General features: G+C 43.2%; 19 protein-coding genes. 6 read left to right on the plus strand and 13 right to left on the minus strand.

Annotation, left to right across the window (positions count from 1 at the left end; translation table 11 throughout):
- Window positions 1-369 precede the first annotated feature (369 nt).
- From ACSAZL_RS08305 to ACSAZL_RS08330, 6 genes are all read right to left on the minus strand, one after another.
- Window positions 370-798: a pyridoxamine 5'-phosphate oxidase family protein gene (locus ACSAZL_RS08305; protein ID WP_440948219.1), complete on the minus strand. Its 429-nt coding sequence runs from the start codon at window positions 796-798 to the stop codon at window positions 370-372.
- A gap of 79 nt (window positions 799-877) precedes the next feature.
- A complete protein-coding gene (locus ACSAZL_RS08310; protein WP_440948220.1) occupies window positions 878-1,270 on the minus strand; it encodes a hypothetical protein in 393 nt (130 codons plus the stop codon).
- A gap of 323 nt (window positions 1,271-1,593) precedes the next feature.
- On the minus strand, window positions 1,594-2,124 hold the full coding sequence (locus tag ACSAZL_RS08315; RefSeq protein WP_440948221.1) for a hypothetical protein: 531 nt from the start codon (window positions 2,122-2,124) through the stop codon (window positions 1,594-1,596).
- A 259-nt stretch (window positions 2,125-2,383) separates the two neighbouring features.
- Window positions 2,384-2,959, minus strand: coding sequence for a hypothetical protein (locus tag ACSAZL_RS08320; RefSeq protein WP_440948222.1), 576 nt, complete (start codon window positions 2,957-2,959; stop codon window positions 2,384-2,386).
- 625 nt (window positions 2,960-3,584) lie between these two features.
- Window positions 3,585-4,094 carry an immunity 26/phosphotriesterase HocA family protein gene (locus tag ACSAZL_RS08325; protein ID WP_440948223.1) on the minus strand — a complete coding sequence of 170 codons (510 nt, stop codon included), beginning with the start codon at window positions 4,092-4,094 and terminating at the stop codon, window positions 3,585-3,587.
- 13 nt (window positions 4,095-4,107) lie between these two features.
- Window positions 4,108-11,661: a DUF2341 domain-containing protein gene (locus ACSAZL_RS08330; protein WP_440948224.1), complete on the minus strand. Its 7,554-nt coding sequence runs from the start codon at window positions 11,659-11,661 to the stop codon at window positions 4,108-4,110.
- Window positions 11,662-12,600: 939 nt separating this feature from the next.
- Between ACSAZL_RS08330 and ACSAZL_RS08335 the strand changes: the two genes are divergently transcribed.
- The 3 genes from ACSAZL_RS08335 (at window position 12,601) to ACSAZL_RS08345 (ending at window position 14,461) form a co-directional block, all read left to right on the plus strand.
- Complete coding sequence (locus tag ACSAZL_RS08335; protein WP_440948225.1) at window positions 12,601-13,506, plus strand: D-aminoacyl-tRNA deacylase; 906 nt, start codon at window positions 12,601-12,603, stop codon at window positions 13,504-13,506.
- A gap of 93 nt (window positions 13,507-13,599) precedes the next feature.
- Window positions 13,600-13,962 carry a DUF3147 family protein gene (locus ACSAZL_RS08340; RefSeq protein ID WP_440948226.1) on the plus strand — a complete coding sequence of 121 codons (363 nt, stop codon included), beginning with the start codon at window positions 13,600-13,602 and terminating at the stop codon, window positions 13,960-13,962.
- Window positions 13,963-14,062: 100 nt separating this feature from the next.
- On the plus strand, window positions 14,063-14,461 hold the full coding sequence (locus ACSAZL_RS08345) for a DUF3147 family protein (RefSeq protein WP_440948227.1): 399 nt from the start codon (window positions 14,063-14,065) through the stop codon (window positions 14,459-14,461).
- Between the two features lie 92 nt (window positions 14,462-14,553).
- Here ACSAZL_RS08345 and ACSAZL_RS08350 read toward each other — a convergent pair whose 3' ends face one another.
- The 3 genes from ACSAZL_RS08350 to ACSAZL_RS08360 all read right to left on the minus strand — a co-directional run bounded on the left by ACSAZL_RS08350 (window position 14,554) and on the right by ACSAZL_RS08360 (window position 16,792).
- On the minus strand, window positions 14,554-14,715 hold the full coding sequence (locus tag ACSAZL_RS08350; RefSeq protein ID WP_440948228.1) for a hypothetical protein: 162 nt from the start codon (window positions 14,713-14,715) through the stop codon (window positions 14,554-14,556).
- 179 nt (window positions 14,716-14,894) lie between these two features.
- Window positions 14,895-16,301: an MATE family efflux transporter gene (locus ACSAZL_RS08355; protein WP_440948229.1), complete on the minus strand. Its 1,407-nt coding sequence runs from the start codon at window positions 16,299-16,301 to the stop codon at window positions 14,895-14,897.
- 23 nt (window positions 16,302-16,324) lie between these two features.
- Window positions 16,325-16,792, minus strand: a complete 468-nt coding sequence (locus ACSAZL_RS08360) for a MarR family winged helix-turn-helix transcriptional regulator (protein ID WP_440948230.1) — start codon at window positions 16,790-16,792, stop codon at window positions 16,325-16,327.
- A gap of 428 nt (window positions 16,793-17,220) precedes the next feature.
- Here ACSAZL_RS08360 and ACSAZL_RS08365 point away from each other — a divergent pair, with 428 nt between their 5' ends.
- Both ACSAZL_RS08365 and ACSAZL_RS08370 read left to right on the plus strand, forming a co-directional pair.
- On the plus strand, window positions 17,221-18,372 hold the full coding sequence (locus ACSAZL_RS08365; protein ID WP_440948231.1) for a DUF2157 domain-containing protein: 1,152 nt from the start codon (window positions 17,221-17,223) through the stop codon (window positions 18,370-18,372).
- A 79-nt stretch (window positions 18,373-18,451) separates the two neighbouring features.
- Window positions 18,452-19,027, plus strand: a complete 576-nt coding sequence (locus ACSAZL_RS08370; protein WP_440948232.1) for a GDYXXLXY domain-containing protein — start codon at window positions 18,452-18,454, stop codon at window positions 19,025-19,027.
- 765 nt (window positions 19,028-19,792) lie between these two features.
- On the opposite strand, the gene ACSAZL_RS08375 is transcribed toward ACSAZL_RS08370, so the two are convergent.
- Both ACSAZL_RS08375 and trkA read right to left on the minus strand, forming a co-directional pair.
- Complete coding sequence (locus ACSAZL_RS08375) at window positions 19,793-21,223, minus strand: TrkH family potassium uptake protein (RefSeq protein ID WP_440948233.1); 1,431 nt, start codon at window positions 21,221-21,223, stop codon at window positions 19,793-19,795.
- A gap of 24 nt (window positions 21,224-21,247) precedes the next feature.
- A complete protein-coding gene (gene trkA, locus ACSAZL_RS08380; RefSeq protein ID WP_440948234.1) occupies window positions 21,248-22,594 on the minus strand; it encodes a Trk system potassium transporter TrkA in 1,347 nt (448 codons plus the stop codon).
- Window positions 22,595-22,659: 65 nt separating this feature from the next.
- On the opposite strand from trkA, the gene ACSAZL_RS08385 reads away from it, so the two are divergent.
- Entirely contained in the window at window positions 22,660-22,818 is a 159-nt protein-coding gene (locus ACSAZL_RS08385) for a hypothetical protein (RefSeq protein ID WP_440948235.1), read from the plus strand.
- A gap of 389 nt (window positions 22,819-23,207) precedes the next feature.
- On the opposite strand, the gene dnaJ is transcribed toward ACSAZL_RS08385, so the two are convergent.
- Window positions 23,208-24,362, minus strand: coding sequence for a molecular chaperone DnaJ (gene dnaJ / locus ACSAZL_RS08390; protein ID WP_440948236.1), 1,155 nt, complete (start codon window positions 24,360-24,362; stop codon window positions 23,208-23,210).
- A 111-nt stretch (window positions 24,363-24,473) separates the two neighbouring features.
- The gene (gene dnaK, locus ACSAZL_RS08395; RefSeq protein WP_440948237.1) at window positions 24,474-26,327 is read right to left on the minus strand and encodes a molecular chaperone DnaK; all 1,854 of its coding nucleotides are present in this window, start codon (window positions 26,325-26,327) and stop codon (window positions 24,474-24,476) included.
- Window positions 26,328-26,360: the final 33 nt, after the last annotated feature.

Below are 26,360 nucleotides of genomic sequence, written 5' to 3' on the forward strand. Positions count from 1 at the left end.
CATAGGTACATACATAAAGCGACATTAACAAGTTTGAGGCGACAAGAATGATAGCATTCTATGACGGAACAGATATAGACATATGGACATATGTTATATTTGCAGGCATTGTACTAAAAATAATAACGGACGTTGCAAAAAGATATATATAAAAACCCGTGATGATGGAATATCCGATTAAGAGAAATTAATCCGATTTTATATATTTCTCTACTGGCAAATATAAATATAAGCGCTGAAGAAACAAAAGTTAAAATCGGACCCGAATATTTAAAACCAGACCTGAATATTTAAAATATGGCCCTTAGGGGTTAAAACACTGAGCTTTGGCATGGTGATTAATCAAAAATACTATTTCAGGCAAATATTTCAATCGCCGAATTTTATGAATTTTTTAGGCTCCAAATTGGTTGTCATTGTCCAGAAATATGCTTCACCTTTGGAGATGCGGAAAATTATAAGCTCCGGACTGTCAAATGTCATACCAAGGTCTTTAAGAAACGGCCTGTCCTCCAGAACCTTCTTTTTTAGTTCCGGTTCATCTACAAACTCTATTTTACCTGCGACCCTCATCATTGCCCCTGCTGCTTCTCCCGGTTGCCAGAAACATACTTCTACTTTCGGGTTTGTCCGAAGCTGTCCGTACATGTCTTTCATAGCTCCGGTCTGGAAGTAAAATCCGCTTTCATCAGCGAACCAGAACCCCAGAGCCCGAACTCTAGGCTGGTCTCCTTCTACTGTTGCAAGATAACAAACAGGCGTTTCATTTGCAAATTTTGTGCAATCATTAAAATCCATATTTAACTTCCTCCATAATATCACTAACTTTTGACTTGATTATATTTCAAGCTAATTCTTTCAAAGCGTTAACGTTTCTTTAATGTCCGATTCTAAAATTGTTCCGGGATCCCGGAATTTTCAACACGTCTATCTTTGATACAACAGCAGGTAATTCAAGGGTTAAATTTTTCAGATATTGAAAACTCCTTACGGTTCTACGGGGTAAGCGTAAATAATGAAAACGGTTCAAAATTGCATTTGTGATATCTGGATTTTTATCAAGAGAAATATATGCATCCGCCGTCTTATCCAGCAGCTTGAACAAATCCCCAACGTTATCCGTATGAGTAACTGTTTCCTCCAGAGCCTGAACTCCAAGCCTTCCGCCTGTAACACCCGGAAGAGCAGCACATGCGATATCAGTAGCAAGACCAATGTATGTCCATTTATCAGCATTAACCGGCACGAATATCGTTAATGTCCATTGCAAGGAACGCTACATCAATGGCAGTCTCAATATAATGTCCGCTTGGATCAGTATACTTCACCGGATTATTCAACGCATAAGAATACCTGTTCAATGCCTGCGGATTATACGGATCAGAAAGCATCGTATCCGCTGGATTAAGAAGAGGTCATCAAAAAAGAAGACTAATCTTTTCCTTTGATAAAATTTATGATGGTTCTGGAGAGGTGGTTATTACCCTCTACATCAATACGAGGAATAAGAGATCAAAGGCGTAGAAAATGTTATTTGAATATGACTATATCAGGATTCGGACTGAGTATACAACTTAACAATTTTTTAAGAAGTCAAATATTATCTGTGGTCTCTATCATATCAAGCTCTTTTTCTTTTTCCTTTATTGTATTAAGTATTTCAGAGTAAGCCCTTTCTGCTTCCTTTGAGTAATCTACACCTTTTATTCCTTTAATCCCTCGAATAGTTTCAAAAGCCATCCATATTATAGGAATCGGCAGCATGAATATTACAAGGGCGAAAAAACCCGACTTGGCAATCATCGGAATATAAGATTGAACAACAAATGAAGCTATGTATGCAATTATAACATATACAGCGTAAAATCTATGATAATATCTAAAAAATTCCAATGAGAATTTATTTTCAGTAGCAAATTTAGTCGTGACTATCTTCATTGCAAAATTATTTCTGAGCATTATTCTTTTCTTTTTTTCATCATAGTTACATTCGGGAGCATATCCTTTTATAGTATCTAAAAGTTGATGAAGTGATAAATGAGTATGGACTTCATCAGAAGTCCAGATATCGGCAAATACGAATTCTTTAGGTATGAATCTAAGCTCATCCATCTTCATTGTCATATTCACCTTCGTTTTTCATTATTGTTCAGATTCTCTATTTCTCTATTGTTGTAGATCCAGTTTGGATACCTTTCCATACAAGAACATCAACTGAGTAAGAATTTGTTTCAATCAGGACTTTTCCATTTTTGAAAATTGATTCTAATGTCAGAGTACGTCCATTATGTTCAAAGCATGCATGAAAGGAGTCTAATTACCAAAGGCTGCGAGTTGATAAATAACTGTATTAAAATTAATTTAAAATACAGAACTTAAAGTTTCAATAATCATCAGGAAACAGTTCCCTTTCTTTTTTCCTGATTAGTTCCTCAAATTCTTTTTTGCATTTTTTAACACTCGGATGTTTTTCAATTCTTTTGATCCTAAAAGAAATAGCTAGGTAAAGAGGAATCAGCAACAACAAAAACATTGCCATTAATCCCGTTGTATGTTGTTTTCCGGCAAAGTCCAATCCAATGAAAAATGCAATGATTATATATATGGTATTCCAAGTTTTAAAACCAAAACTAGTTTCCCAGAGTATTTTGGTTTTATTTGATTTATCTTCTTCAAAATGAATTATGACGGAATCAAATTTTTGCTTATTTTCTTTTTTCTTGTATGTTGCAACTGAAATCTTTCTTATTTCATCTAGTTTTTCAAACTTTTTATCTGGACTGTAATCTATATATGTCTCTAAATCACTTGGGTTTCTAATGATTTTAATTGATTTATGCCCTATATCCCAATAAAAATTACATATAATATTCACAAGTTTATCTATTGGAATTTTGGTTATAATCTCCATGTCAAAAGGAGAGAAGTCAACGAAAAATTTACTCAGTTTATGGCTCATGTATTTCTCCCATATCATGGTGCAATCGACTGCTCACTATCGAGTTCTAACTGCTATAATCAATTCCCCATATTGAATATAATTTAGAAAAAGCAGTATAAAATATTTCTTCAGTTATGATGCTATATTCATGAACCGAATTCATTTGAATGTTATTATTGTCTGCTTGCTATTCACTTTTCCCATATTCATATATGCCTCCTGCTAGTTCAATTTGCGAATCATAAAGAAGCATGCCTACATCTTCTGCATTGTTACTCAAATCAAAAATGAGTATTTTTGACTTTCCTACAAATTAACATACTCATTTTTCATCAAGTGTTTTATAGAGAATCTTGCCATTATTATACAAGCTTTCAGCAACACCACAGCTTCATCACCAACTTTTGCAATTACATTTGGATTTTTAACTACATTACGTACAAACTTTGAATTTTTCACGGCTATTCCTATCAACCATCAGGGAAGTGCTGCCTATATGATCGGAGAGGTGCCGCTTCAGACCTTCGGATGTTTCTTTGGCCACGCGTTCGTCGTCGCGGATGAGTAGCTGATACAGTGACGTTGCCTATCTAATTACTTTTAAAAATGAATATAAAGTATTAAAGTAAAAATGAAAGAAGAGTTAAACATCCAAAAGTTCTGGATGTTTTTCAAGTGCTTTTGTTACCTTATAGGCTACTGAACCGTAACTTCCTACTGCATAAATCCCTATTATTGAAGGTTTATGATTTAATTCGTCTCCTTCTTCACTGCGATAGCATTCAGTTGCCATACGAGTATCTTTAAATCCATAATCAAGGTTTATTTCTTCGTTTGTTAATTCCAAATTTCCTACTGTAAAGAAAAAACCTTTTGTCCATCCTCCAAAATCCACGATTTGTGGAGGAATCAAAAGCGTATTCACGTTTAAATTATCAGGCACCTTTAACTCAGATGTAACCTTCTTGTAGATCAAGACTGTGTTTTTTCCTTTTAGAAATGGATTTATGGCTTGAATATCTGTTTTGATAACCTTGCCATAAAAGTATAGAGATTTTCTGGGTTGGATTACAAATACATCTCCTACTTTTGGTTTTTTTCTTGAACTTTTTATAGGAAGAAGTTCATCAGTCATTTGTTTTTTATTATCCATTACGCATCATCTCTCATAGGCCATGATCTTTTAACCAATTTTGTCCCCATTCCACAGCTTCATCATAAAAATCTCTACTAGAGCTGATACTATTAATTTTGTTTTCAAACGCAGGATTATTCACTATTTCAGCTTGCTCAACAGCTCTTGCTTGTTTTCTTGTCAATGGTTTATCGTTTAAAGCAATTAATTCTTCGAATCTTGCTTGATGTTGTATTTTTCTTATTTCAAGGTTATTTGTAATTCCTACATAGACATTGTCGCCGTCTCGAACACCATAATATACATATGTGTTTGCTTCTCCCGCCATTAAAGACTCTGGAACATTATCAGAAGCTTTTAGCGTATCTACGACGTTACTAACTACTTTTTCAGCTTCAACAGTAGCTTCTGCAACCTCAATGCCTTCATCTGCAAATTTCAAGGAATTTTTTACTATGTTTGGTGCATATTTCAAGACCGGTTTTACATATCGTCCAGGCACGTATGGTAATGCAGTCGACGCTGCACTCCATTCTAAATTTCTCAAATTTTCTTCGGATGGATCAAGTGAATACTTTATTCCATCGTATGCAAGAAAAGCCCCATCAAGAAGTGTATCTACAGGTATATGCCCACTCGGATCAGTATACTTCACCGGGTTGTTCAGCACATAAGAATACCTGTTCAACGCCTGCGGATTATACGGATCAGGAAGCATCGTATCCGGCTGAACGAAAACCCTGTACTCAGGTGAATAATATCTTGCACCGTAGTACATCAGCCCTGTATCGGCATCATTTTCCTGTCCTGTAAACCCGTATTTCTCCAGACCGCCTGACCGAACCTGTCCGTATGGGAAGTAATCGGTGCGTTCGATCTCAAGGCCGTTTTCGTCCACCATCAGGGAAGTGCTGCCTATGTGGTCGGAGAGGTACCACTCCATGCTTTCGGATGTTTGTTTGGCTACGCGTTCGTCGTCGCGGAAGAAGTAGCTTGTGGATGTACCGTTATCAATTTCGTAGAACTTGTTGATGTAGTAAGTGAATTCTCCACCTGAGTTCTGTTTCTTGATTCTCTGGCCGCTTGCATCGTACCAGTACTTTTCCACAAGGGAATTGTTAGCGGAGTAACGGACCTCGCTTAACTGGTTGGCATCGTTGTAGACGTAGATGAAATCCTCATCGTCGACCAGGTTTCCGTTTGCATCATAGTCGAGGGTGTTTCCGTTGTAGGTAGCAGGTGCGTGGGACGGGGTCGCAGAGTAGCCATAAGAGGATATTGTGACGCCGTTATTATCCACCTGCCTGATACTGCCATACCGGTCGTAGGTGAAATCTCTCTGGTAGGTCGGGACGCTGTTGACCGACATATCTGCGCTGACCAGCCTGTCAAGGTCGTCGTATCCGTAGGTTTTTACGGAATTTTGGGTGTTGTCCGCGATCTCGAGGACATTGCCGACGTTATCGAAATCGTAGTTGAGGTCCTGGAGGCCTGCGGAATAGATTCTGTCCAGCAGCAGTTTTTGACTGTCGTAGGTGTAGGTTGTGATTACGCCGTTGGAATATTCCTTTCTTGTGATCTGGTTCCTTGCGTTGTATTCAAGGTCGTCAATCACGCCGTCAACGCTTTCAAGAAGGGTCTGCGCATTGTATGTCAGGCTGACGGCTTCGCCGTTCGGGTAGGTGATTCCCGTAACCCTGTCCATGCTGTCATAATCATAGGACGTGGTGTAGGGTGTACCGTCAATGGTTAAGGTTTCGCTTTCTACCCTGTAGCGCAGGTCGTAGTCGTAACTTGATGATGCGGATCCTTTTGTTACCCGGGAAAGCGTACCGTTAAATTCAAGGTCGTAGGTGAAACTGACGTCCTCATCATTCGGGTAATCTATTGCAGTAACCCTGTCCAGGTCATCATAACTGAGGGTTGTCGAAACTCCCCGTGAATCGGTCTGGTTTATCAGGTTGCCGTTAAGGTCGTATTCATAGGTCCAGCTGCCCATGTCAGGGTCGTCCATTACCACTTTCCTGCCGAGGGAATCGTAGGTGAAATAAACACTGGGCGGAGCCTGAGGGTCATTAAAGCCCGGCGTAATCTCGATGAGATTATTCAGGGCATCGTAACTGTAGGATGTAACGTAAGTTTCGCCTTCGTTGAACTCATGGACCCTTACAATATTCCCGAAAACATCACTTGTTAGTGTTTTATCTACTCCGTTCTGGTTGGTAATCGTGGTGTCGTCAAGTTCGTAATCGTATGTCAGGGTAGTGCCGTCAGTATTGGTGATAACCGTTGGCCGTCCGGTTGCATCGTACTCGTAGGTTACGGATAAGCCGGATTGCTCTGAGTAATGCGGGACTTCAACACTTTCTACAAGACCCAGCTCATTGTATGCGGTATTCTGGATAATCCAGCCGTCTTCCCCTTCATACTTTTTCTGGATCAGTTGACCAAAGCCGTCGTATGAGTCGGTGGAGTCGAAAGTAGAGACATAGTTTTTTTCTTCAAGTACAACAGTGGGCTCAGATGATGCGAATTTACGAATATATAAATATGAAAATCTAATGTCATTGCCACTGTCCCATGTACATATGTTTATTGAACCGGAAAGGTTGTTTGCGTATGTACCAGACATGACAAAGTCGTTGACTGTCAATCCCTGTTCACCATTCGTTGAAGTAAACGAGAGTCTATTCCATACTCCAGTAGACCATGATGGCCGGGCTTGTGCAACTGTAACTAAACTTCCTGACTCCGGATAATATGATATTGATGTACCTGACCATCCAGTACCATCTGCATATGACTCTATAGTGTACAGGAAATGTGCTGCCTGATAGTTCAACCGCCTGACATCAAATGCCATACGTGGTCCATAGTTGCCAAATGACGAAAACTTCATCAACCCTTCAACAATGTATTCTGTACCGGAAAACTTGTTAATTGTATTTACACCGTTGTTTGGTGTCACCTTCAATACCTTGTCTCCTCCATCGTCAACAATTGTCGGCGAGCCAACTTCATTCCATTTATCACTGTCTATTACACCGCTTTCGAAATCATCAAAGAATTCAAAAACATCATTTCCATTCTCTGCTGATGAAACATATGAGTTACCATAATACATTTTGATAGTAGCACCATCAATTCCATCGATTACGGGAACCTTTACCCATACTTTTGCATAACTGGAATCAACCTTTTCTTCGATCCAATATGGAAGTAGAATGCCATTTTCATCAACAAAACGAAGATCATCAAAATCGGATTGCATCTCGGATTCATAGTTAATATCCAGCTTCACCTGGTAATCAGTCAGGGTTCCGTCTGATGATGGTGAAATTGTAATGGTTTTATAATTATTGAAGCTGGGATCGTTATCTTCAACCACAACAGCGGGTTCAGATGATGCGAATTTACGGACGTATAAATATGAAAATCTAACGTCATTACCGCTGTCCCATGTAGTTATATATATCGAACCTGAAAGGTTGTTTGCATACGTACCAGAAAGGTTGAGTTTGTCACTAGTCAATTTCTGTACACTATTCGTTGAAGAAAATGAGAATCTATTCCATACTCCGGTAGACCATGATGGCCGGGCTTGTGCAACTGTAATTAAACTTCCTGAGCCCGGATTATGCAATATTGCTGTACCTGACCATCCAGTGCCATCTGCATATGATTCTATAAAGTATGAGAAATGCTTGACATCAAGTGACATACGTGGGCCATAGTCGCCAAATGACGAAAACTTCATCAACCCTCCGACGACGTACTCCGTACCGGAAAACTTATTAAATGTATTTACGTGGTTGTTTGGCGTCAGCTTTAATACCCTATCTCCGTCATCGTCAACAATTGTCGGTGAGCCAACTTCATTCCATTTATCACTGTCTATTACACCGCTTTCGAAATCATCAAAGAATTCAAAAACATCATCGCCATTCTCTGCTGATGAAACATATGAGTTACCATAATACATTTTGATAGTAGCACCATCAATTCCATCGATTACGGGAACCTTTACCCATACTTTTGCATAACTGGAATCAACCTTTTCTTCGATCCAATATGGAAGCAGAATGCTATTTTCATCAACAAAACGAAGATCATCAAAATCGGATTGCATCTCGGATTCATAGTTAATATTTAGCTTCACCTGGTAATCAGTCAGGGTTCCGTCTGATGATGGTGAAATTGTGATACGTTTATAATTGCTGAATATAGAACCATTAATGACGTAATTGTTCGCTTCGCTACCATAATCTTTTGTTTTGGTTAATATTTTTTCAGGTGCTACGCCGTCCTGATAGTATGTATATTCTGTAGACGGAGAATCAGTCGTGTCGTTTACCTTCAGCACCTTTGTTATCCTGTGCAGATCATCATAGGCGTATTCAGTAGAAACACTATTACTGTCTGTTATTTTTGTTATCCTGCCAAGATCGTTGAATTCATAACGCTCTTTTTGACCCAGGGAGTTTTCAATGGAAACAGGGTATAAATGGTTTGCATCATATCCTATGTTCTTTGAAATCCCTTCCGGATTTGTAATCCGGATTATGTTTCCATAGGCATCATAATCGTACAGAACATTGGGATTATCTCCCATATTGTTCCATGATACTGTTTTAGTGAGCTGCCCTTTGCTGATGGCACTGTTGTCATTTGTTTCGTCATAATAGTACCATGATTCGCTCTTCTTTACATGATCGGAGTCTTCCACCCATTCATGCGTTTTTTTCCCGAGGATCCACGGATTTACTGCATTGACATATTCAAAATGGTAGTATTTTCCATCTCCGGTAGTGTTCACGTCCCCATAATCTGTTATGGAAAGCGGGTTCCCGTAATCGTCATATTCGTCATATTCGATGAAAGATGACCAGCCGGCTGAACTTGTCGGATTCTGTACAAGCCCGTCAAACTGTGTTTTGGACTCCGAGTCCAGCAAAATCAGGTTGACATCAGGGTATATTTCCTGAGCAGTATATTCCGTGTCCGAGGAACTGTAAAGGTTTCCGTTTTTGTCCCGGACTTCAGTATGATGTTCGATGCCCTTTAGCACATCGTCCTGATGGAAAAAGTGTTTTACTATCGAATATTCGTTTTCAACGGTGACCTCGCCAAATCCTCTGAATTCGATTTCTTCCGGTGGGTCGAAGTACTGCATTCCGTTTTTATAGGTGTAATCGGTTGTTGAAACTACGCTTCCCGTGCCTGTAATACCATTATCTCTTGTCACACTGCTTGTGACCCATACACTAAAAGGTAAATCTGGAGTATTATCGTTACCGGTATTGTCAAATATTGTTGAAGGTACATATTTTATAGTTGTATTTGCACCACTTGAATGGTGAATTTCTTTCAATAAATAAGGTGTTTTATATTCTAAAGTCGGTGAATCTTTGTTAGTGTTAATCCACGCGGCATAAGTGTAACCACTGGAAGAACCGTATCCTGTGATTATATCTACGAGTCCGTCTCCATTGACATCTGCCAAATAAGTTCCTCTGTCCGTTCCTTGATATGAAAAAATAGTAGGCGGATTCCATGTACTGGTACTCGCCCATCCACTTCCAGTATTAATCCATGCGGCATAAGTGTAACCACTGGAAGAACCGTATCCTGTGATTATATCTACGAGTCCGTCTCCATTGACATCTGCCAAAAGAACTCCTCTGTCCGTTCCTTGATATGAAAAAATAGTAGGCGGATTCCATGTACTGGTACTTGCCCATCCGCTTCCAGTATTAATCCACGCGGCGTATGTGCTACCACTGGAAGAACCATATCCTGTGATTATATCTATGAGTCCATCTCCATTGACATCTGTCAAGCGAACTCCTCTATCCATTCCCTGATATGAAAAAACAGTAGGCGGATTCCATGTACTGGTACTTGCCCATCCGCTTCCAGTATTAATCCACGCGGCATATGTGCTACCACTGGAAGAACCGTATCCCTTGATTATATCCACTAACCCGTCTCCGTTGACATCTGCCAAACGAACCCCTCTGTCCGTTCCCTGATATGAAAAAACAGTAGGCGGATTCCATGTGCCGGTACTTGCCCATCCGCTTCCAGTATTAATCCACGCGGCATATGTGCTACTACTGGAAGAACCGTACCCCTTGATTATATCCACTAATCCGTCTCCGTTGACATCTGCCAAACGGACTCCTCTGTCTGTTCCCTGATATGAAAAAATAGTAGGCGGATTCCATGTACTGGTACTTGCCCATCCGCTTCCAGTATTAATCCACGCGGCATATGTGCTACCACTGGAAGAACCGTATCCCTTGATTATATCCACTAACCCGTCTCCGTTGACGTCTGCCAAACGGACTCCTCTGTCTGTTCCGTCATATGAAAAAACAGTAGGCGGATTCCATGTGCCGGTACTTTCCCATCCACTTATTGTACTATATTCAAAATTAACGGATGGAAGAGATTGACCATTTAATCCATGCTTTGAAATACTTGTTAAAAATGACTTTGAGTTTGTATTTTGGTATTCTAGGTTATAAATCCACAAAGTACTACCATCATTGGTGACTGTAATACTGGAAATCAAACTCTTTTCTAATATTTTATTGCCATTCTCGTATAAATTAAAGGTTTGTGGTTTTTCCGTGAACTCAAAATCGATAACTGCATGATTGTCGTTGTAGGTTATGCTGTCAAGATATGTGCTTCCGACCTCACCACTTACAGGATTTTCAAGATATGTATATTTAATCTGGTTGCCATTGACGTCCTCGATAAGATCGAGCCACCATTTACTGACGTAATTTCTTGATTCGACGGAGTTTCTTTGTTCGGAATCACTATTATAACCAAAACGATATTTTGTTCCATCCGGCATTTTAAGGATCCAGTAGTCTCCAAAAGAATTGCTGCTGGTCGTACTTTTTTCAATTTTTATAAAACTTTCAGTTTCGGTGTGATATGAGTTGTCACTTTCCACATAGACGAGTTTATATGTTGAGCCGTCCAAAACAAGAATAAATCTGTCGTCATTTGTGTTTTCAGGGGTATATCTGGTATCCCTGATGATGCAGTTCTCATTCAATGACCAGCCCATTCCAAGTGAACCGTATGTTCCTTTAGAACCCATAGCACTGGAATAGGTTAGAGAAACCTCCGGCTCTAATCCAGCTCTTCCTTTTAAAGTTTCAATCGGATAAGAATAAACAAAAGAGCCGGTGAACAGGCTCGTATCAAAGTAATCGTTTTCATTTTCCAGGGTCGGACTGAGATATGCTTTTGTGTCCTCAAAAATATCGACATAATCTCCGGAAGCTGTAGTTGCAATTAACATAGTATCTTCAGAAACAGTTTCCGTATCATCATCCGCGTTTTCACTATCAAGATCGGAAATTGTTTCACTCGTTTCTTCCTCAGATTCTACTATGTTTTCATTATTTTCCTCGTATGACTCGGAATCAACTTGTGAACCCTCGGAACTTACGTCCTGGCTTGCCTCTGTGTTTTCAAGACAATATACATTCGGTGTGAGCAATACAAGAATCATGAAAATTGAAAGCAGCCTTTTGATGTGGATTGGAATGCGTTGTACCATGGAAAACATCTCTTAATTTATTTTTTAATACGCATACATTTTTTCGAGGCAACTAGATATATTTTCAACATAAAAATAAAACAAATGTAAAACATTTCTTTTCGGGAAGAAACCCCTTCGATAAAAAGGGAGATACTTATATAAAAAATTAATGTATATTAAAATATACTATTTAAAAAAATAAATATTTTGTAGTTAGTTAATACTTTGTTTTTAACCTTAAAATCTAAAAATAAGCCATATTTTATGCATAATATTAATTAATATAAATTATTTATTTAATATGTAATAAATAGATTTTTCAATATGTGTGTTTTTTGTTAAATTGAGGTTATCTGAAACTGAAAACTTTAGCCCTTTCAAGACGGCACCTGCTTTCAAAAATATTGGCCTCAGTGATCTTTTAGATTTTTATTAATTACTTTTAGCTAGCTACTGTGCATAAATATTTTTGATGTTTTAGGCCCCTCAAAATATGGAAATTGAAGAGTATTTGTAAAATTATTTATTCAGTTTTTGGTGCTGATGTTTACCATAGTATGAGTTTGTACGTTCTGTAGCATCGGCAATTTGAAGATAAGAAGCAGGCTTACAGTTTGTAATTTGGTCTATATCATGCAAAGATCAACATTCAGTACACGAGTTGAGACGTCCATAAAACGAGTGGTTCTTTTCATTATGCTTCGTCGGACTGCTCAGTGCGTAAGTATACCTGTTCGGGCCCTGCGGATGTATGAATCAGGGAGCAGTGCATCAGTTTTGAATAAACCATGCAGTCAAAAAACAAAACAGCAATTTTAGTCAGAGCCGGAATTTTGGGGTTGGTTTTATCTATCTTTACGAATTCTAAAGGCAATTGTTATTGAACGAAATTGTTTCTGAACGAAAGTCCAGAATAGATTCAGGATAAATTCAGAAGAAAACCGGACTGATCCGACAATGACAGATATAAATCCAGAAAAAAATCCAGAAAATGCGAATAACTCAAAAATCACCATCATCTGTTCTGCTCCCGACCTTGCCAGCCAGAACATCAAAACTCATCTTTTGGACCTGAGAGAATGGAAAAACCTGCGTCTCCCTCCGGAATCCGGATTTTCGGCAGCCAGAGAATCTGCGGATGGAAAATTCAGGCTTGTAGATATTGACGAAATGCATGTCTTTCAGGATGGACTTGATAAGAAACTGGAAGCTGCGGGGTTGCCGGCTTCCCTGATAATTTTCGCCTCCAAACACAGGAGCAAAGAGGAAATCAATTCCCTGACCGTGCACTGTACCGGAAACTCCTCGGACGAAGCTAGGCTCGGAGGCAGGCCCAGATCCCTTGCCGTTGCTTCCCCGGCTGCTATGAAATCGATCCTGGGCGAGATGAAAAGGCTTGCAGGGGAAAAAGGGCTGAAGTACGATGTAACCCTTGAAGTGACCCATCACGGCCCGACCGAACTCTCGGTCCCTTCCATCTATGCCGAGATCGGCAGCACCGAAGTCCAGTGGGTAGACCCCGAAGCCGGGGAGGTTGCTGCAAAAGCCATCCTTGCGGTTTCCCTGAAAAAAGTGCCGACAGCAGTAGGTTTCGGAGGCGGGCACTATGCCATGCGCCAGACGGGGCTTTTGCTTGAAACCGGGATCTCCTTCGGGCACAATTTCCCGAAGTACCAGCTGGAATTCGTGGACGAGTCTCTTATCCGGCAGGCGGTTGAGAAATCAAATGCCGAATTTGCTTATTTTGACCGGAAATCCATGAAAAGCGAGGACAGAAACCGGATCTCCGAAATTCTGGACAAATTGGGGCTAGAAGTCTTGAAAGAGTCTGAGATCAGGGAAAAGTACGGCAGGGAAGAATAAAGTTCATCGCATGGGTATCCCGGTATCCATTGGTATCCTGATATCCGTAAAAGCCGTCAGTCAGTTCATTCAGCTCTCCGGGACAGAATCATCATGTTTGGCATCGATCCTTTTTCTTTATTCCTCCGCTTCCTGTTCGGGGGAAGCGCGGTTTTAGCTTCCACCCTGATCGCCCGGACTTTCGGGGGCAAGTTAGGGGGAATCTTTGCTGCCTTTCCGGCAGTGTACCTGGCAGCGGTCGTGGGCCTGAGCCTTGAATATAATGGCAGTGAACTGCTGTCTGTGACCGAGCAGCTTTCGAAAGGGGCACTGGTGGGAATGGCAGCAGACATCTGCTGTGCACTTGCCGCCAGCTATTTTATTCTCAGGTACGGGTGGAAAAGAGGGCTTGCTTATGCCCTGTTCCTCTGGGCGGTGCTCGCTCCCCTGATTTACCTCGCCTGGTTCGGGTTTTAAAAAAGGGATAAATCAGTCAAGAAAAATATCTTCAAAGAAGAAAATCAACAGAGGATTAACCAATGAAAATCAAAAGAAGTCCTGAAGCACGGGGCCGATCATGAAAGTCGATATCCGAGACCTGGGTTTGAGGTTCGTCTTCGGGGGTCTGGCTGTCGCTGCCTGTTATGTTGTGCTCCAGCTCGTGCCCTCGAAATCCTTTGCAGGTATTTTTGCCGCTTTTCCGGCAGTGATGGCTGCAGCTGTGATTATGGCAGGGCACTTCGAGAACTCGGAGCAGGCAGCTGATATCGCCCTCGGAGCCAGTGCAGGGATGCTGGGCTGTACCGTCTGCGTGTTCACAGCCACCTTTTGCATGCAACATCTCGGAAAATGGGGGCTGTCTCTCGGAATCGCCCTTGTAGTCTGGTTTTTCAGCTCGTATGCAGCAATTATGCTGATGCAGGGCTTGCTGGAAAAAAGAAAAAAGAAAAAAGACAGCAGGGAAAAAGCACTTTAACAATACGGCTTCGAAAGAAAAACTCAGATACTTTTCTTCTTCCGCTCTCTTTTACAATTCTTTTTTTATTTACTGTATGTCCTGCTCTCTGCTTATTGTTTTAATTTCATAGGTCCTCCGCAGCACGTTATGTCGCCTGTACAGCAAGCTTCGGTCGTGCAGCAGGCTTCTCCACACGCTTTTATTACCTTAAGTTCGAACCCGCATTCTTCACATACAAGAACCTGACCCTCTTTCAATTCACTGCAGTTCATTTCGTGTCACCTCGATTTGCTTGATAGAAAAACTATGCAATTTGGGTTCAAACTGGTTTTGAAACAATGGTTCTGAAGATTGATCTGTAAAATGAAAAGTTCCTATGGCAGGCTAAAAGGAAAAAGGAGAAAAGAAAAGGGAAAAGGGAAGGTCTTTGCTTAGTTCAGCGTGTCAGACTTCATTCGAGCCCGCCGGAAACCGCCATTTCTTTACCTGTACCGATCCCCGAATGGGCTGCATGTTTTTTAAAAGTCCTGTATACTCTGAAAAGCAGAAATGCCGAGAGCACAAATGACAGGAGGTCCGAGGTGGGATAAGCTGCCCAGACTCCATCCAGACCGTAATACTTCGGCAAAATCAGCACAAGCGGGATCAGGAAAAGGAGCTGCCGGCTGAGGGAGAGAAGGAAAGAAGGTTTTGCCTGCCCGAGAGCCTGGAAAAGAGTTGTTGCGACCACATTAAGACCTATCAAAGGCATCCCCATGAGCATAATCATTACAGCATGTTTCCCGACAGCAAGGTATTCGGGGTCAGCGCTGAAAAGCACGAGAAGCTGCTCTGTAAAGAGATAGATGATAAGCAGGCCAAGGAGCCCGAAGGACGTTGTCGCAATAAGAGCCAGTTTTACGGCTTCTACTATCCTTTCGAACTTCCTTGCCCCGTAATTGAACCCGACAATCGGCTGCAGCCCAAAAGACATGCCCAGGAGAGGCAGGAAGATAAAGGAATTAATCTTTATTACAATGCCAAAAACAGCAATTGCAACATCTCCTCCATTGCTTGCAAGGGCATTGTACACAAAGATCATCATAAGGCTCATCGAAGCCTGCATAACAAAAGACCCGAGTCCTATAGCACCTATTTCTGTTATAACACCAGGGTCCGGTCTCAGGTTTTCGGCTTTAAAGTGCACGGCTCCCTTGCCTTTAAGGCAGTAATGCAGCAGCCAGCCGGAACTCACAGCCTGGGAGATAACGGTTGCAATTGCCGCTCCCTTCACTCCCATTCCGAAGCCGAAGATAAAAAGCGGGTCAAGGAGGATATTGATACCAGCTCCTATCAGCATCGCATTCATTGCAAGGCGTGCGTTCCCTTCGGCCCTTACAATGTGCTGGACCGAGACTCCGAAGACGAAGAAAAGCCCTCCTGCAATTATGTATTCGAGATATTCCCGCGCATAGGGGAGGATTCCGGGAGTTGCCCCAAAAATTTCCAGAATCGCATCCAGATAAAGGAAAAAGGGGATGGCAATAAGTATACTGAGGATCAGACTCAGGGAAAAAACATTTCCAAGCGTTCTCTCGGCTTTTTTGGCCTCTTTTGCTCCAAGGGCGCGCGAGATAATGGAGGAGCCCCCTGTCCCAAGGACAATCCCAAAAGCCATGATTATCATCTGGATTGGAAAAGCTATCGAAAGCCCGCCTATGGCCTGGACGCTTTCTACTCCATATGCCCTCCCTACGAATAGAGTGTCTACAACATTATAAAGAGCCTGCACTACCATCCCGATGATCACCGGAGTTGAAAGTTTAAACAGGAGTTTTCCGATACTCTCTTTTCCCAGAAATTCACTCTTCTCTTCCATATTTTATGCTTCCGTTTCGTTTTTTATTTCGCGTCTTCCGGCTTTTCCTGGCATGGAGGTTCGAACCCCGGTTCAAGGAGTTTAAATGCAGCCTTCTGGACAAGCTGCCTGAAAATTTCTTTTTCTTCCGGGGTGAAATCCGAAAGGAGAGTATCCACAAAAGAGATCAGCTTTTCAAGGACCACTTCTCTTATTTCCTTTCCTTTTTCGGTCAGGTAAACCTTGTAAGCCCTAAGGTCGTCTCTATCCCTCTGCCTGTACACATACCCCTCTTTTTCCAGGCTCTGGATTGCCCTTGTGCTTGTTGCTTTGCTGACTTTCAGGATCCTTGCAAGGGTTTCCTGAGAGATACCGTCCCTCCGGTATAGCACCATTAAAAAATCAAATTGTCCGCTTCCGATCCGGTAAGCCTCGAGTTCCTTTGCCATGTATGCCAGGTGGCTCCGGTAAATGTGGGCGATCGGGCCGCAGATTTCTCTTGGATCTTCCATAATTTTATCCTCTATTTTTCGATACTGAGGGGTCTTTTTTGAGTTAAAAGCGATTAGGAATATAGTTTCATATGCAACTAATCTAATGCCCTCAAGGTTTCAAATACATATAAGAGTTACGGAGAAAATAAGTGGGAACTGGAATCCGGATAAGAACTGGAATCCGGATAAGAACTGGAATCCGGATAAGAACTGGAATCCGGATAAGAACAAGAATCCATGTGAGAACCGTAATTTGATAGAAAAGGAGTCTGGACAAAAACAGGATTCGGCATATTTTCAAGCGCGATGGGAAGTATGGACAGGAAGTAAGGGCTGAAAGTAAGGGCTGAAAGTAAAGCAGAAAATATGGACAGGAAGCAAGAACCGGAATTTCGGGTTTAAGTGCCTGAAAAAAAGTATATAGAACCTGTTAATATTATTTACATATGTTCGATGAAGACCTTATCCTGAAATGGCTGGATGAAGGCACCATTGATCATGCTCAGGCAGAAAAGATGAAGGAAGACCTTGCAGAGTATAAGAGGGAGCGCAGGTCAAAAAAACAAATCGTTGCCTTTTCGACTATAGGAGCTATTTTAATCGGAATCGGTGCCATCCTGTTTGTGGCTTCCAACTGGGAGAAAATCGGGGATACGGTTAAGGTTTTGCTGCTTGTTGGAAGTACAGTGGGCATACATTATGCGGGTTATCGTTTAAAATACGAGCAGCGGAAATATCCCCGGCTGGGTTCTGCCCTTATTTTACTCTCAGCCCTGCTCTTCGGAGCCAGCTTCTTTTTAATTGCCCAGATCTACAATATCAATGCCAACAACAGTACCCTCGTCCTTATCTGGATCCTTGGAGTTTTTCCCCTGATCTACGGCTACCGGTCCGCTTCAATTGCCGGGCTCTGTTCCCTGCTCTTTTATCTCTGGGTCAGCCTGCTGTACTTCGAGAGAACTGACTTTAGTAAATTAATCAGTATCTGGGACCTCTACCTTATCTCAGGCATTTCCATCTATTTCCTTGGGGTTTTGCACGGGCTGGCAGAAAAAGTAAAACATGCCGAAGCTTCGTTTAAGTTTATGGGGCTCCAGGTTGCACTCTTTGCCTTATTCGCGCACACTTTCGAGCTTGGAGAATACCGGGTTGACAAAATCGTTCCTGTAATTTACACAATCCTTGGAATCCTTTTCCTTGCAGTCCTGCTCCCAAAACCACTTCGAGAAAGGCTTAAAGGTTTTCAGGCGGATGCAAGCATATCCGTAGTTCCTCTGTTAATGGCAGGAATCACGCTCACAACCATATACAGCCCTGCATCGGAAAAAACTTACATGATCCTTTTCAATATTATTTTCCTCGGGCTTTTGACCCTGCTCCTGTATGCCGGGTACAGCACCGAAAATATGGGGATTATCAATACCACGATGTTCTGGTTCGTCCTCCTTATTTTTGCGAGATATTTTGACTTCTTCTGGGAACTGCTTCCAAGGTCACTCTTTTTCATGCTGGGGGGGCTTGTCCTGCTGGTCATAAGTGTTGTACTGGAAAGAAAAAGAAGGGAATTTAAAGTCCAGTTTTCAGGAGGGGAACAATGAAGGGAATGATGAAAAGCAGCTGTTTGAGCTTTAAGGGTTGTGAAGCTGCAGCTCTTTCAGGAACCGGGAGGGTCCAGGGATGAAACAAAAGCAGATCTTTTATCTCACGATAATCTTCTGGCTCCTGATCTTTTCGGGTTTCATCCTTTTCAAAGAATATACCCTGAGGACCGGGACGGAGATTCTGCTTAAAACCGAGCCTGTAGACCCAAGAGACCTTTTCAGGGGAGACTACGTGACCCTTAATTACGAGATCAGTACCCTGGACCTGGACAGGGTCCCGGCTGAAGATCCTTATTTTAATTATAATGACCGGATATATCTTGCACTGGCACTGGAAGAGGGGTACGGGGTACCCAAAAAGATATACAGGAATCCTCCCGATGATGAACTTTATATCAGAGGTACGGTAAAACAGCTGATCTATGACTGGGAAGAAAACGAAGATGAGCTTATAACTGAAGAGCCCCGCATTAAAGAACTCAGGGTTGAATACGGTATTGAGAGCTATTTTGTTCCCGAAGGCAGGGGGATGGAGATCGAACGTCAACAGTGGTCAGGGGAAGAAGGAGTCGATGTAAAGGTTGTTGTTGACAAATACGGAAATGCCGTGATTAAGAGCTTATTAATCGACGGTCAGGAGGTTGAGATTTGAGCTCTTGCAAAAGAAGGGGTCGCTCACCTCTACTCGATTGATATTCTCGGTTGTACCACCGGGTTTTGCTCCGGTACCCGAGTTTCATTTCAGCAGAGTTGCGGCTCTGCAGCCCGAATTTCGCTTCGGGAGTACGCTGTCTGTTTCGGCAGAGTTGCGGCTCTGCAGTACGCAGTCTGTTTCGCTTCGCTCAAGCAGACTAAGTTATGGATTTGAGCAATAAGCTTTGATCAAGAGGGCCAATTTTGTGTTATTAGTGAGCTGCGCTCAAGCAGACTACTTGATGGGTTTTTACAGTTATCTTTGCCCAAGAGGACTGATTCATAGATTTCTCTAAGTTATTCAACGTCACTAGCTGCACTATGTCATTCTTGTCCTGCTTGATGCAGGAGAGCGGTCTTCTTAATATACAAAAAATCGAAAGGAAAGAAGAACAAAAACAAAAGCTATAAAGTTACAGCTGCCTGGGACGCCTGTTAGAAAGGACAAGAACCAAACAGGTCAAAGTGCCTGATATTTCATTCTTTATTTTTCTTTCACTTTTCAGTTTTTATTTCTCTTCCGAATCTGTATTTCCTTCTTTTTGTGCAGGGCCGCCAGACAGGCTGGCGGAGGCGCTTATATTTATTGTGAATTTAAATGAGGTTCACAAGGTCAATATAAATCAATTAATCCCGAACAACCTGAAAAACAGAAAAATTGTAAAACAGGGGACCTGAATATGTTCGGAGCCAGTTGTTTTTTTAGTCTGTGAACATCTCCGGTTCAGGAGTGCCAGAAGTCACTTGTAAAGAGTACCAGTACGGTGTATAATTCCAGCCTGCCAATCCACATATTGTTGATCAGGATAATTTTTCCCAGTGGGAGAAGAGACTCAAAGTTTCCCATAGGGCCAAAGAGATTAAAGCCCGGTCCGATGTTTCCAAGGGTCGTGATCGAAGCTGTAACCGAGCTGATCAGCTCGACCCCGAGCAGGGTCAGGAGCATTGAGCTGAAGACAAAGACGGAGATGTAGATCACAACAAAAGAGAGTATCGACTGCAAAACGTCATCAGAAACTGCTCTTCCATTGAAGCGGACGGGCCTTACAACCTTTGGGTGAATAAATTTAAAGAGTTCTCGTCTTGCGTATTTCAACATCAGCAGGAAACGCACAACCTTCATGCCACCTCCGGTAGAACCTGCACAACCTCCTATAAACATGACTGCAAGGATCAGGACCTTTGCGGAGTCTTTCCACCGATTAAAGTCAACAGAGGCAAAACCCGTAGCAGTCATAACCGATGTGATCTGAAAAGCTGCGTAGCGGAAGGAGTTGAAAAAGGAAACTCCCATATCTTTGTACAGGACAAGGGCAAGCAAACCTGTAAAACCCAGAAGAAAGGAAGCATAGGCCCTGAATTCCTCATCCCTGTACAGGAGGTTCTTATCAATGCGGACTGCCCGGTAATAGAGGGCAAAGTTCGCTCCGGCTACAAACATGAAAAAGGTAAGGATAAACTCGATAAGGGGGCTGTCAAAAGCTTCTATCCCGGCTCCGTAAGGGGAAAAACCACCGCAGGCCATACAGGCAAAGGTATGGGTTAGGGCATCATAAAGGGACATCTCTGCCAGCATCAGGGCTACAACCTCAAGAGCGGAAATAAGGACATAAAGAGCCCACAGGATCTTTGCCGTATCTTTTATTCTCGGTTTTAGCTTATCCTCGGTGGGACCCGGGGCTTCAGCCCGGAAAAGCTGGCGCCCGGCAACACCGAGTTTTGGCAGGATGGCAATGAAAAGCACAATAATCCCCATGCCTCCAAGCCACTGCGTAAAAGACCGCCAGAAAAGGAGACTCCTTGAATAGCTATCTATATCGACAAGAATTGTCGAACCCGTGGAAGTAAAACCCGACATCGTTTCAAAGACAGCATCAAGAAAAGAGACTCCCTCGAAAAGGAAGGGTATCCCTCCGAAAATAGCTGCCGCAAGCCAGCTCAGAGCCACAATTGCAAGCGCTTCCTTCTGCTGCCAATCGGCATTCTCACTTACGCGCGTCAGGAGCAAACCTGCAAGAAATGTTATCAATGTAGATATCAGAAAAGGCTCCGGGGGTTCCCTGTAATAAAAAGCCACAAAAAGGGGAAAAAGCATGGTAAGGGCCAGAAGTACCAGAATTTTCCCCAGGGCGTTAAAAATAGCTTTATCATTCATGGAAAAACTCCTTATCCGGAAAACTTATCTGAAAAATTTTTCCACTTCGGAAACCGCAGAAGCCATCGAGAAAATAACTACACGGTCTCCGTTGTTGATAATGAAATCCCCCCTCGGAATTATAGTCTCTTTTCCGCGTACGACCATGTTGATAAGAGCTCCTTTGGGGAACTTTACTTTGTTTAAGGGTTTGCCGACAATCTTTGACTTCTCGGAAGCCGTGTATTCTATGATTTCGGCTTTTTCGCCTTCGATAGTCGTGAGCGTCTGTATGCCTTTGCCCATGGTAAGTTTGAGAACCTCGTTTACGGTTGCTTCCCTGGGGCTTACTGCCATGTCGATTCCGACCATTTCGAAAAGAGGCAGGTAGTCCGAGCGGTCAGCTCTGGCAATTACCTTTTTTGCCCCAAGCTGCTTTGCAAGCAGGGCGCAGAGCAGGTTCTTTTCATCACTGTCCGTAACCGCAACAACAACGTCCATGTCCTCAATATTCTCTTCCCTGAGAAGGCTGACATCAGTCCCGTCCCCGTTGAGCACAAGGGCATTTTCCAGCATTTCGGCAACTTCTATGCAGCGGCCCTTTCTGTACTCGATAATCCTCAAATCGGCGTTCTCTTCTTTGTCGATCAGTTTTGCCAGATAGAAGCCCACGGTTCCGCAGCCGATAAGGAGAATTCTGTTTCTGTGGGGTACTTCGCTCCCGAAAACGTTTTCAAGGTTTTCCATAGCTTCGGGCTTGCCCACAACTACCATGTGGTCGTTTTCCCTGATTAAGTCGTCTCCGTGAGGAATTATGATCTGGTCTTCACGGAAAACCGCACTGACAATGCAGCAGTCCGCAAGCCGAAGGTCCTGCATCTGCTTTCCCACGAGTCTGCTTCCAGGGTTTATTGCAAACTCAGTCATCTTTACTTTTCCCTCGGCAAACATTTCCGCATCTATGGCAGATGGGCTTGAGAGCACATCAGCAACTTCCGATGCGAGTGCAAGTTCAGGACAGATCATAAGGTCAACGCCAATCTGGGCCCTTGACGTAACCGGGGAATCTATGTAGTCAGGATTGCTGACCCTTGCTATGGTCTTTGTGTCCTTCCAGCCGGGCTTGTTTCTTGTAATGAGTTTGGTGGTCATACAGGTAACAATGTTGACCTCATCAACACCCGTGACAGCCACAAGTAGGTCAGTACTCTGCAGGACTTTTGAAAGAATGTCCGCATTCGCGCCGTTCCCCTCAATCACGAGCACGTCAAGCTCATCTGCTCTTTTTGCTGCTTCCTCATCTTTTTCTATAATTACCACATCATTTTTAGAGGAGAGGGCTTTTGCAATATGATAGCCTACTTCCCCTGCACCAATAATTACAGCCTTCATGGAACACCTTCAAAAAAACTGTTTTTAATGAATCTATCACTGCATAAATTATTGAACCAGAAGCAATGAGCATAGGACAGATTAAAACGAATGGAACGAAAAGAATAGAAATAAAAATAACCGGAGTGAAAGTAGTCAAATTAAACAAAGTAAACAAAGGTAAAATAAACAAAAAGAAGATCTCAGGCATAATCCTGAAGTGTAAAATGCAGCCTGATACATGATCTGTTGTAATAAAATTGATCCGCGTGTTTATCATCTCTGGATATTAAACGTTTTGCAAACCAGAATTTTTCAAACCTATGCTTTTGCGAATTAAATATGATTCTTAGCATAGAATTAAACAGGTATATATAAATCTTTTCAAGCTTCCGGTGTAGAAAATAATCTTGATAGAAGGGAATTTTACAAAGAAAAAAGGAATTCTATAACGAGAATTCTTCATAGAAATAGAGAGTAAAAGAGAAAAGGAAAACAGAAAGTAAACGGGAAAAGAAAAATAGAAAAATAGAAAAGAAAAATAGAAGAATGGAAAATAAAAATAGAAAAATGGAAAAGAAAAATAGAAAATTATAAAATACCTGAAAAATTGAAATTTAGACGGAAGCTTTTTTCAACTTTCAAAGGCGTCTTTTACTTTTTCAAAAATCCCTTTGCTTTTTTTGTGCTTTTCAGCTTTACTCTTATCCTCGCCGTCCGGCTTTTTTCCTTTGCTCAGGGACTCGAACTGGTGGAGCAGGTCTTTCTGTTCCTGAGTAAGCTTTGTGGGAGTCTTGATTATTACTCTTACGAGCTGGTCTCCTTTGCCGTGCCCGTGAAGGCGCTGTATACCCTTGTCCCTGAGCCTGAAGACGGAATGAGTCTGTGTCCCTGCGGGGATGTTCATTTTGACCTTGCCGTAAAGGGTATCAACCATAACATCCGCTCCGAGTGCTGCCTGGGTGAATGAAATTGGCAGCTCGGAGATTACATCGTAATCGACCCGCTTGAAATGCCTGTGTTCCATCACGTGGATGATAATGTAAAGGTCTCCGGAAGGGGCACCCGGTTCTCCTGCATCGCCTTCTCCGCTGAGCCTGAGGCTCATGCCCGAGTCCGCTCCGGCAGGTACGTTGACTGTTATTGTTCTCTTGCTCCGGACTCTGCCTGCTCCGCTGCAGGTCGGGCATGGGGACTCAATTATCTGGCCTCTGCCGTGACAGGTGCTGCAGGTGGTGGTGCTTATGAACTGCATTCCCAAAGTTGAACGGGTGGTGCGGACCTGTCCTGTACCGCCGCAGGTAGGGCAACGCTTCGGGCTTGTACCTTCTTTTGCCCCTGTGCCCGAGCAGGTAGGACACCTTTCCGTCCTTGGAATGTCGATATCTTTACGAACTCCGAAGGCAGCTTCCTCAAAGGTTATATAAAGGTCGTACTGGAGGTCCGAACCTCTCCTCGGGCCCATAGGCCCTCCTCTTCTGCCGCCTCCGAAAAACATTTCAAAAATGTCTCCGAACCCGCCGAAGTCCGCGCCCCGGAAGATGTCCTCTGCACTGTATTGGTTATCAATGCCGGCGTGCCCGAAACGGTCGTACTGAGCCCGTTTTTCCGTGTCTGAAAGAACGGCGTAAGCCTCGGATATTTCCTTGAATTTTTCCTCAGCCCCGGGATCCTTGTTTCTGTCAGGGTGGTACTGCAGTGCAAGCTTCCGGTATGTTTTCTTTATATCTTCGACTGAGGCATCTTTAGGTAATCCGAGAATTTCGTAATAATCACGTGTGGTAGCCATCAGGATTCCCTGTAGTTTTAAAAAAAATAAAGGAGACGGAACCTGTTCCCAGGTTTCCGGTCAGGCCTGTGAATTCTCAGGCATCTTCTGTTACTGTTAATTCTTCTTTATTTACTTACGCTTTTCGTCGTCAACTACTTCGTAGTCGGCGTCAACGACGGTCTCATCAGGACCCCTTGCATCAGCGCTTCCCTCTTCGCCTGCAGCCTGTTGAGCTTGCTGCTGGGCTTTCTGGTACATGGCTGTTGAAATCGGGTATACGGCTTCCTGAAGAGCCTCGGTCTTTGCCTTTATATCTTCTGCGTCCTTGCCTTCAAGGGCTTTCTTCAGGTCTTCGATTGCGGCATTGACTTTTGACTTCTGGTCTTCAGTAGCTACATCGCCGGCTTCCTTGATAGTCTTTTCTGCGGCATTGATAAGGGCTTCGGCGTTGTTCCTGTTCTCGACTTCTTCCTTGCGCTTTCTATCTTCTTCGGCGTGGAGTTCCGCGTCCTTGACCATGCGCTCGATTTCGGCATCGGAAAGTCCGCCAGGCTTCTTGATGGAAATTGACTGTTCTTTGCCTGTGCCCAGGTCCTTTGCATTCACATGCAGAATTCCGTTTGCATCAATGTCAAAGGCGACCTCGATCTGCGGGATGCCCCTCGGAGCCGGGGGTATGCCGTCAAGGGTAAACCTGCCAAGGGTCTTGTTTTCGGAAGCAATTCCGCGCTCCCCCTGCAGGACATGGATCTCGACAGAGGGCTGGTTGTCAGCAGCAGTTGAGAAGATCTGGCTCTTTTTGGTCGGAATGGTCGTGTTCCTCTGGATGAGCGGGGTTGCAATGCCTCCGAGGGTCTCGATGCCAAGGGTAAGGGGGGTAACGTCGAGCAGAAGGACGTCTTTTACCTCTCCGCCCAGGACTCCTGCCTGGATGGCTGCACCGATTGCAACTGCCTCGTCCGGGTTGATGTTCTTGTAGGGCTTCTTGCCTGTGAAGTTCTCCACAAGTTCGACAACAGCCGGCATCCTTGTTGCACCTCCGACGAGGATCACTTTATCAAGGTCATTTGGTGTAAGTTTTGCATCGCTAAGGGCGCGGCGCATGGATACGAGGGTCTTTTCCAGGAGGTCCTCAGTCATCTTCTGGAACTGGGCCCTGGTCAGGTCAACGTCCATGTGCTTTGGTTCCCCATCAGGCCCGACTGTCAGGAAGGGGAGGTTGATATTGGTGCTGGCGACCCCCGAAAGCTCGATCTTTGCTTTTTCGGCAGCGTCTTTCAGGCGCTGGAGGATAGCTTTATCTTTGGAAAGGTCGATTCCTTCGGTTTTCTTAAATTCTGCGAGCAGGTAATCGATAATGCGCTGATCGAAGTCATCGCCTCCGAGGTGTGTGTCTCCGCTTGTGGATTTTACCTCAAAGACTCCGCCTCCGAGTTCAAGGATTGATACGTCAAAGGTCCCGCCCCCAAGGTCGTAGACAAGGATTTTCTGGTCCACATCTCCCTTGTCAAGCCCGTAAGCCAGGGATGCGGCTGTGGGCTCGTTTATGATTCTCAGGACTTCAAGCCCTGCAATCGAACCTGCGTCCTTTGTAGCCTGTCTCTGCGCATCGTTGAAATAAGCAGGAACTGTAATAACAGCCTGTTTTATTGTCTCCCCGAGGTAAGCTTCTGCTTCCGTTTTGAGCTTCTGGAGGATCATTGCGGAAATTTCCTGCGGGGTGTATTCTTTTCCATGAAGTGTGACTTTGTAGCTGGCTTCTCCCATGTGCCTTTTAATGGAATAAACAGTGTTTTCGGGGTTTGAAATTGCCTGCCGCTTTGCGACCTGACCCACAAGTTTCTCCCCTTTCTTGGAAAATCCAACGACTGAAGGAGTCGTTCTGCTGCCTTCGGCATTCGGGAGCACGACAGCGTCCCCGCCTTCCATCACTGCCATACACGAGTTAGTAGTACCAAGGTCAATACCCAGTATCTTTGCCATATTATATCCTCATAGTAAATTATCAATCAAATT

Origin of the sequence: Methanosarcina mangrovi (genome assembly GCF_052057765.1) — an archaeon.
Lineage (GTDB): Archaea > Halobacteriota > Methanosarcinia > Methanosarcinales > Methanosarcinaceae > Methanosarcina.

Coding starts and splice junctions, on each gene's coding strand:
- ACSAZL_RS08315 (WP_440948221.1), bottom strand. CDS start 2,124: ATGACAATGAAGATGGATGAGCTTAGATTCATACCTAAAGAATTCGTA.
- ACSAZL_RS08350 (WP_440948228.1), bottom strand. CDS start 14,715: ATGAACTGCAGTGAATTGAAAGAGGGTCAGGTTCTTGTATGTGAAGAA.
- ACSAZL_RS08335 (WP_440948225.1), top strand. CDS start 12,601: ATGACAGATATAAATCCAGAAAAAAATCCAGAAAATGCGAATAACTCA.
- ACSAZL_RS08320 (WP_440948222.1), bottom strand. CDS start 2,959: ATGAGCCATAAACTGAGTAAATTTTTCGTTGACTTCTCTCCTTTTGAC.
- ACSAZL_RS08365 (WP_440948231.1), top strand. CDS start 17,221: ATGTTCGATGAAGACCTTATCCTGAAATGGCTGGATGAAGGCACCATT.
- ACSAZL_RS08340 (WP_440948226.1), top strand. CDS start 13,600: ATGTTTGGCATCGATCCTTTTTCTTTATTCCTCCGCTTCCTGTTCGGG.
- ACSAZL_RS08345 (WP_440948227.1), top strand. CDS start 14,063: ATGAAAGTCGATATCCGAGACCTGGGTTTGAGGTTCGTCTTCGGGGGT.
- dnaK (WP_440948237.1), bottom strand. CDS start 26,327: ATGGCAAAGATACTGGGTATTGACCTTGGTACTACTAACTCGTGTATG.
- trkA (WP_440948234.1), bottom strand. CDS start 22,594: ATGAAGGCTGTAATTATTGGTGCAGGGGAAGTAGGCTATCATATTGCA.
- ACSAZL_RS08325 (WP_440948223.1), bottom strand. CDS start 4,094: ATGGATAATAAAAAACAAATGACTGATGAACTTCTTCCTATAAAAAGT.
- ACSAZL_RS08305 (WP_440948219.1), bottom strand. CDS start 798: ATGGATTTTAATGATTGCACAAAATTTGCAAATGAAACGCCTGTTTGT.
- ACSAZL_RS08355 (WP_440948229.1), bottom strand. CDS start 16,301: ATGGAAGAGAAGAGTGAATTTCTGGGAAAAGAGAGTATCGGAAAACTC.
- ACSAZL_RS08375 (WP_440948233.1), bottom strand. CDS start 21,223: ATGAATGATAAAGCTATTTTTAACGCCCTGGGGAAAATTCTGGTACTT.
- ACSAZL_RS08330 (WP_440948224.1), bottom strand. CDS start 11,661: ATGGTACAACGCATTCCAATCCACATCAAAAGGCTGCTTTCAATTTTC.
- ACSAZL_RS08360 (WP_440948230.1), bottom strand. CDS start 16,792: ATGGAAGATCCAAGAGAAATCTGCGGCCCGATCGCCCACATTTACCGG.
- ACSAZL_RS08370 (WP_440948232.1), top strand. CDS start 18,452: ATGAAACAAAAGCAGATCTTTTATCTCACGATAATCTTCTGGCTCCTG.
- ACSAZL_RS08385 (WP_440948235.1), top strand. CDS start 22,660: ATGAGCATAGGACAGATTAAAACGAATGGAACGAAAAGAATAGAAATA.
- dnaJ (WP_440948236.1), bottom strand. CDS start 24,362: ATGGCTACCACACGTGATTATTACGAAATTCTCGGATTACCTAAAGAT.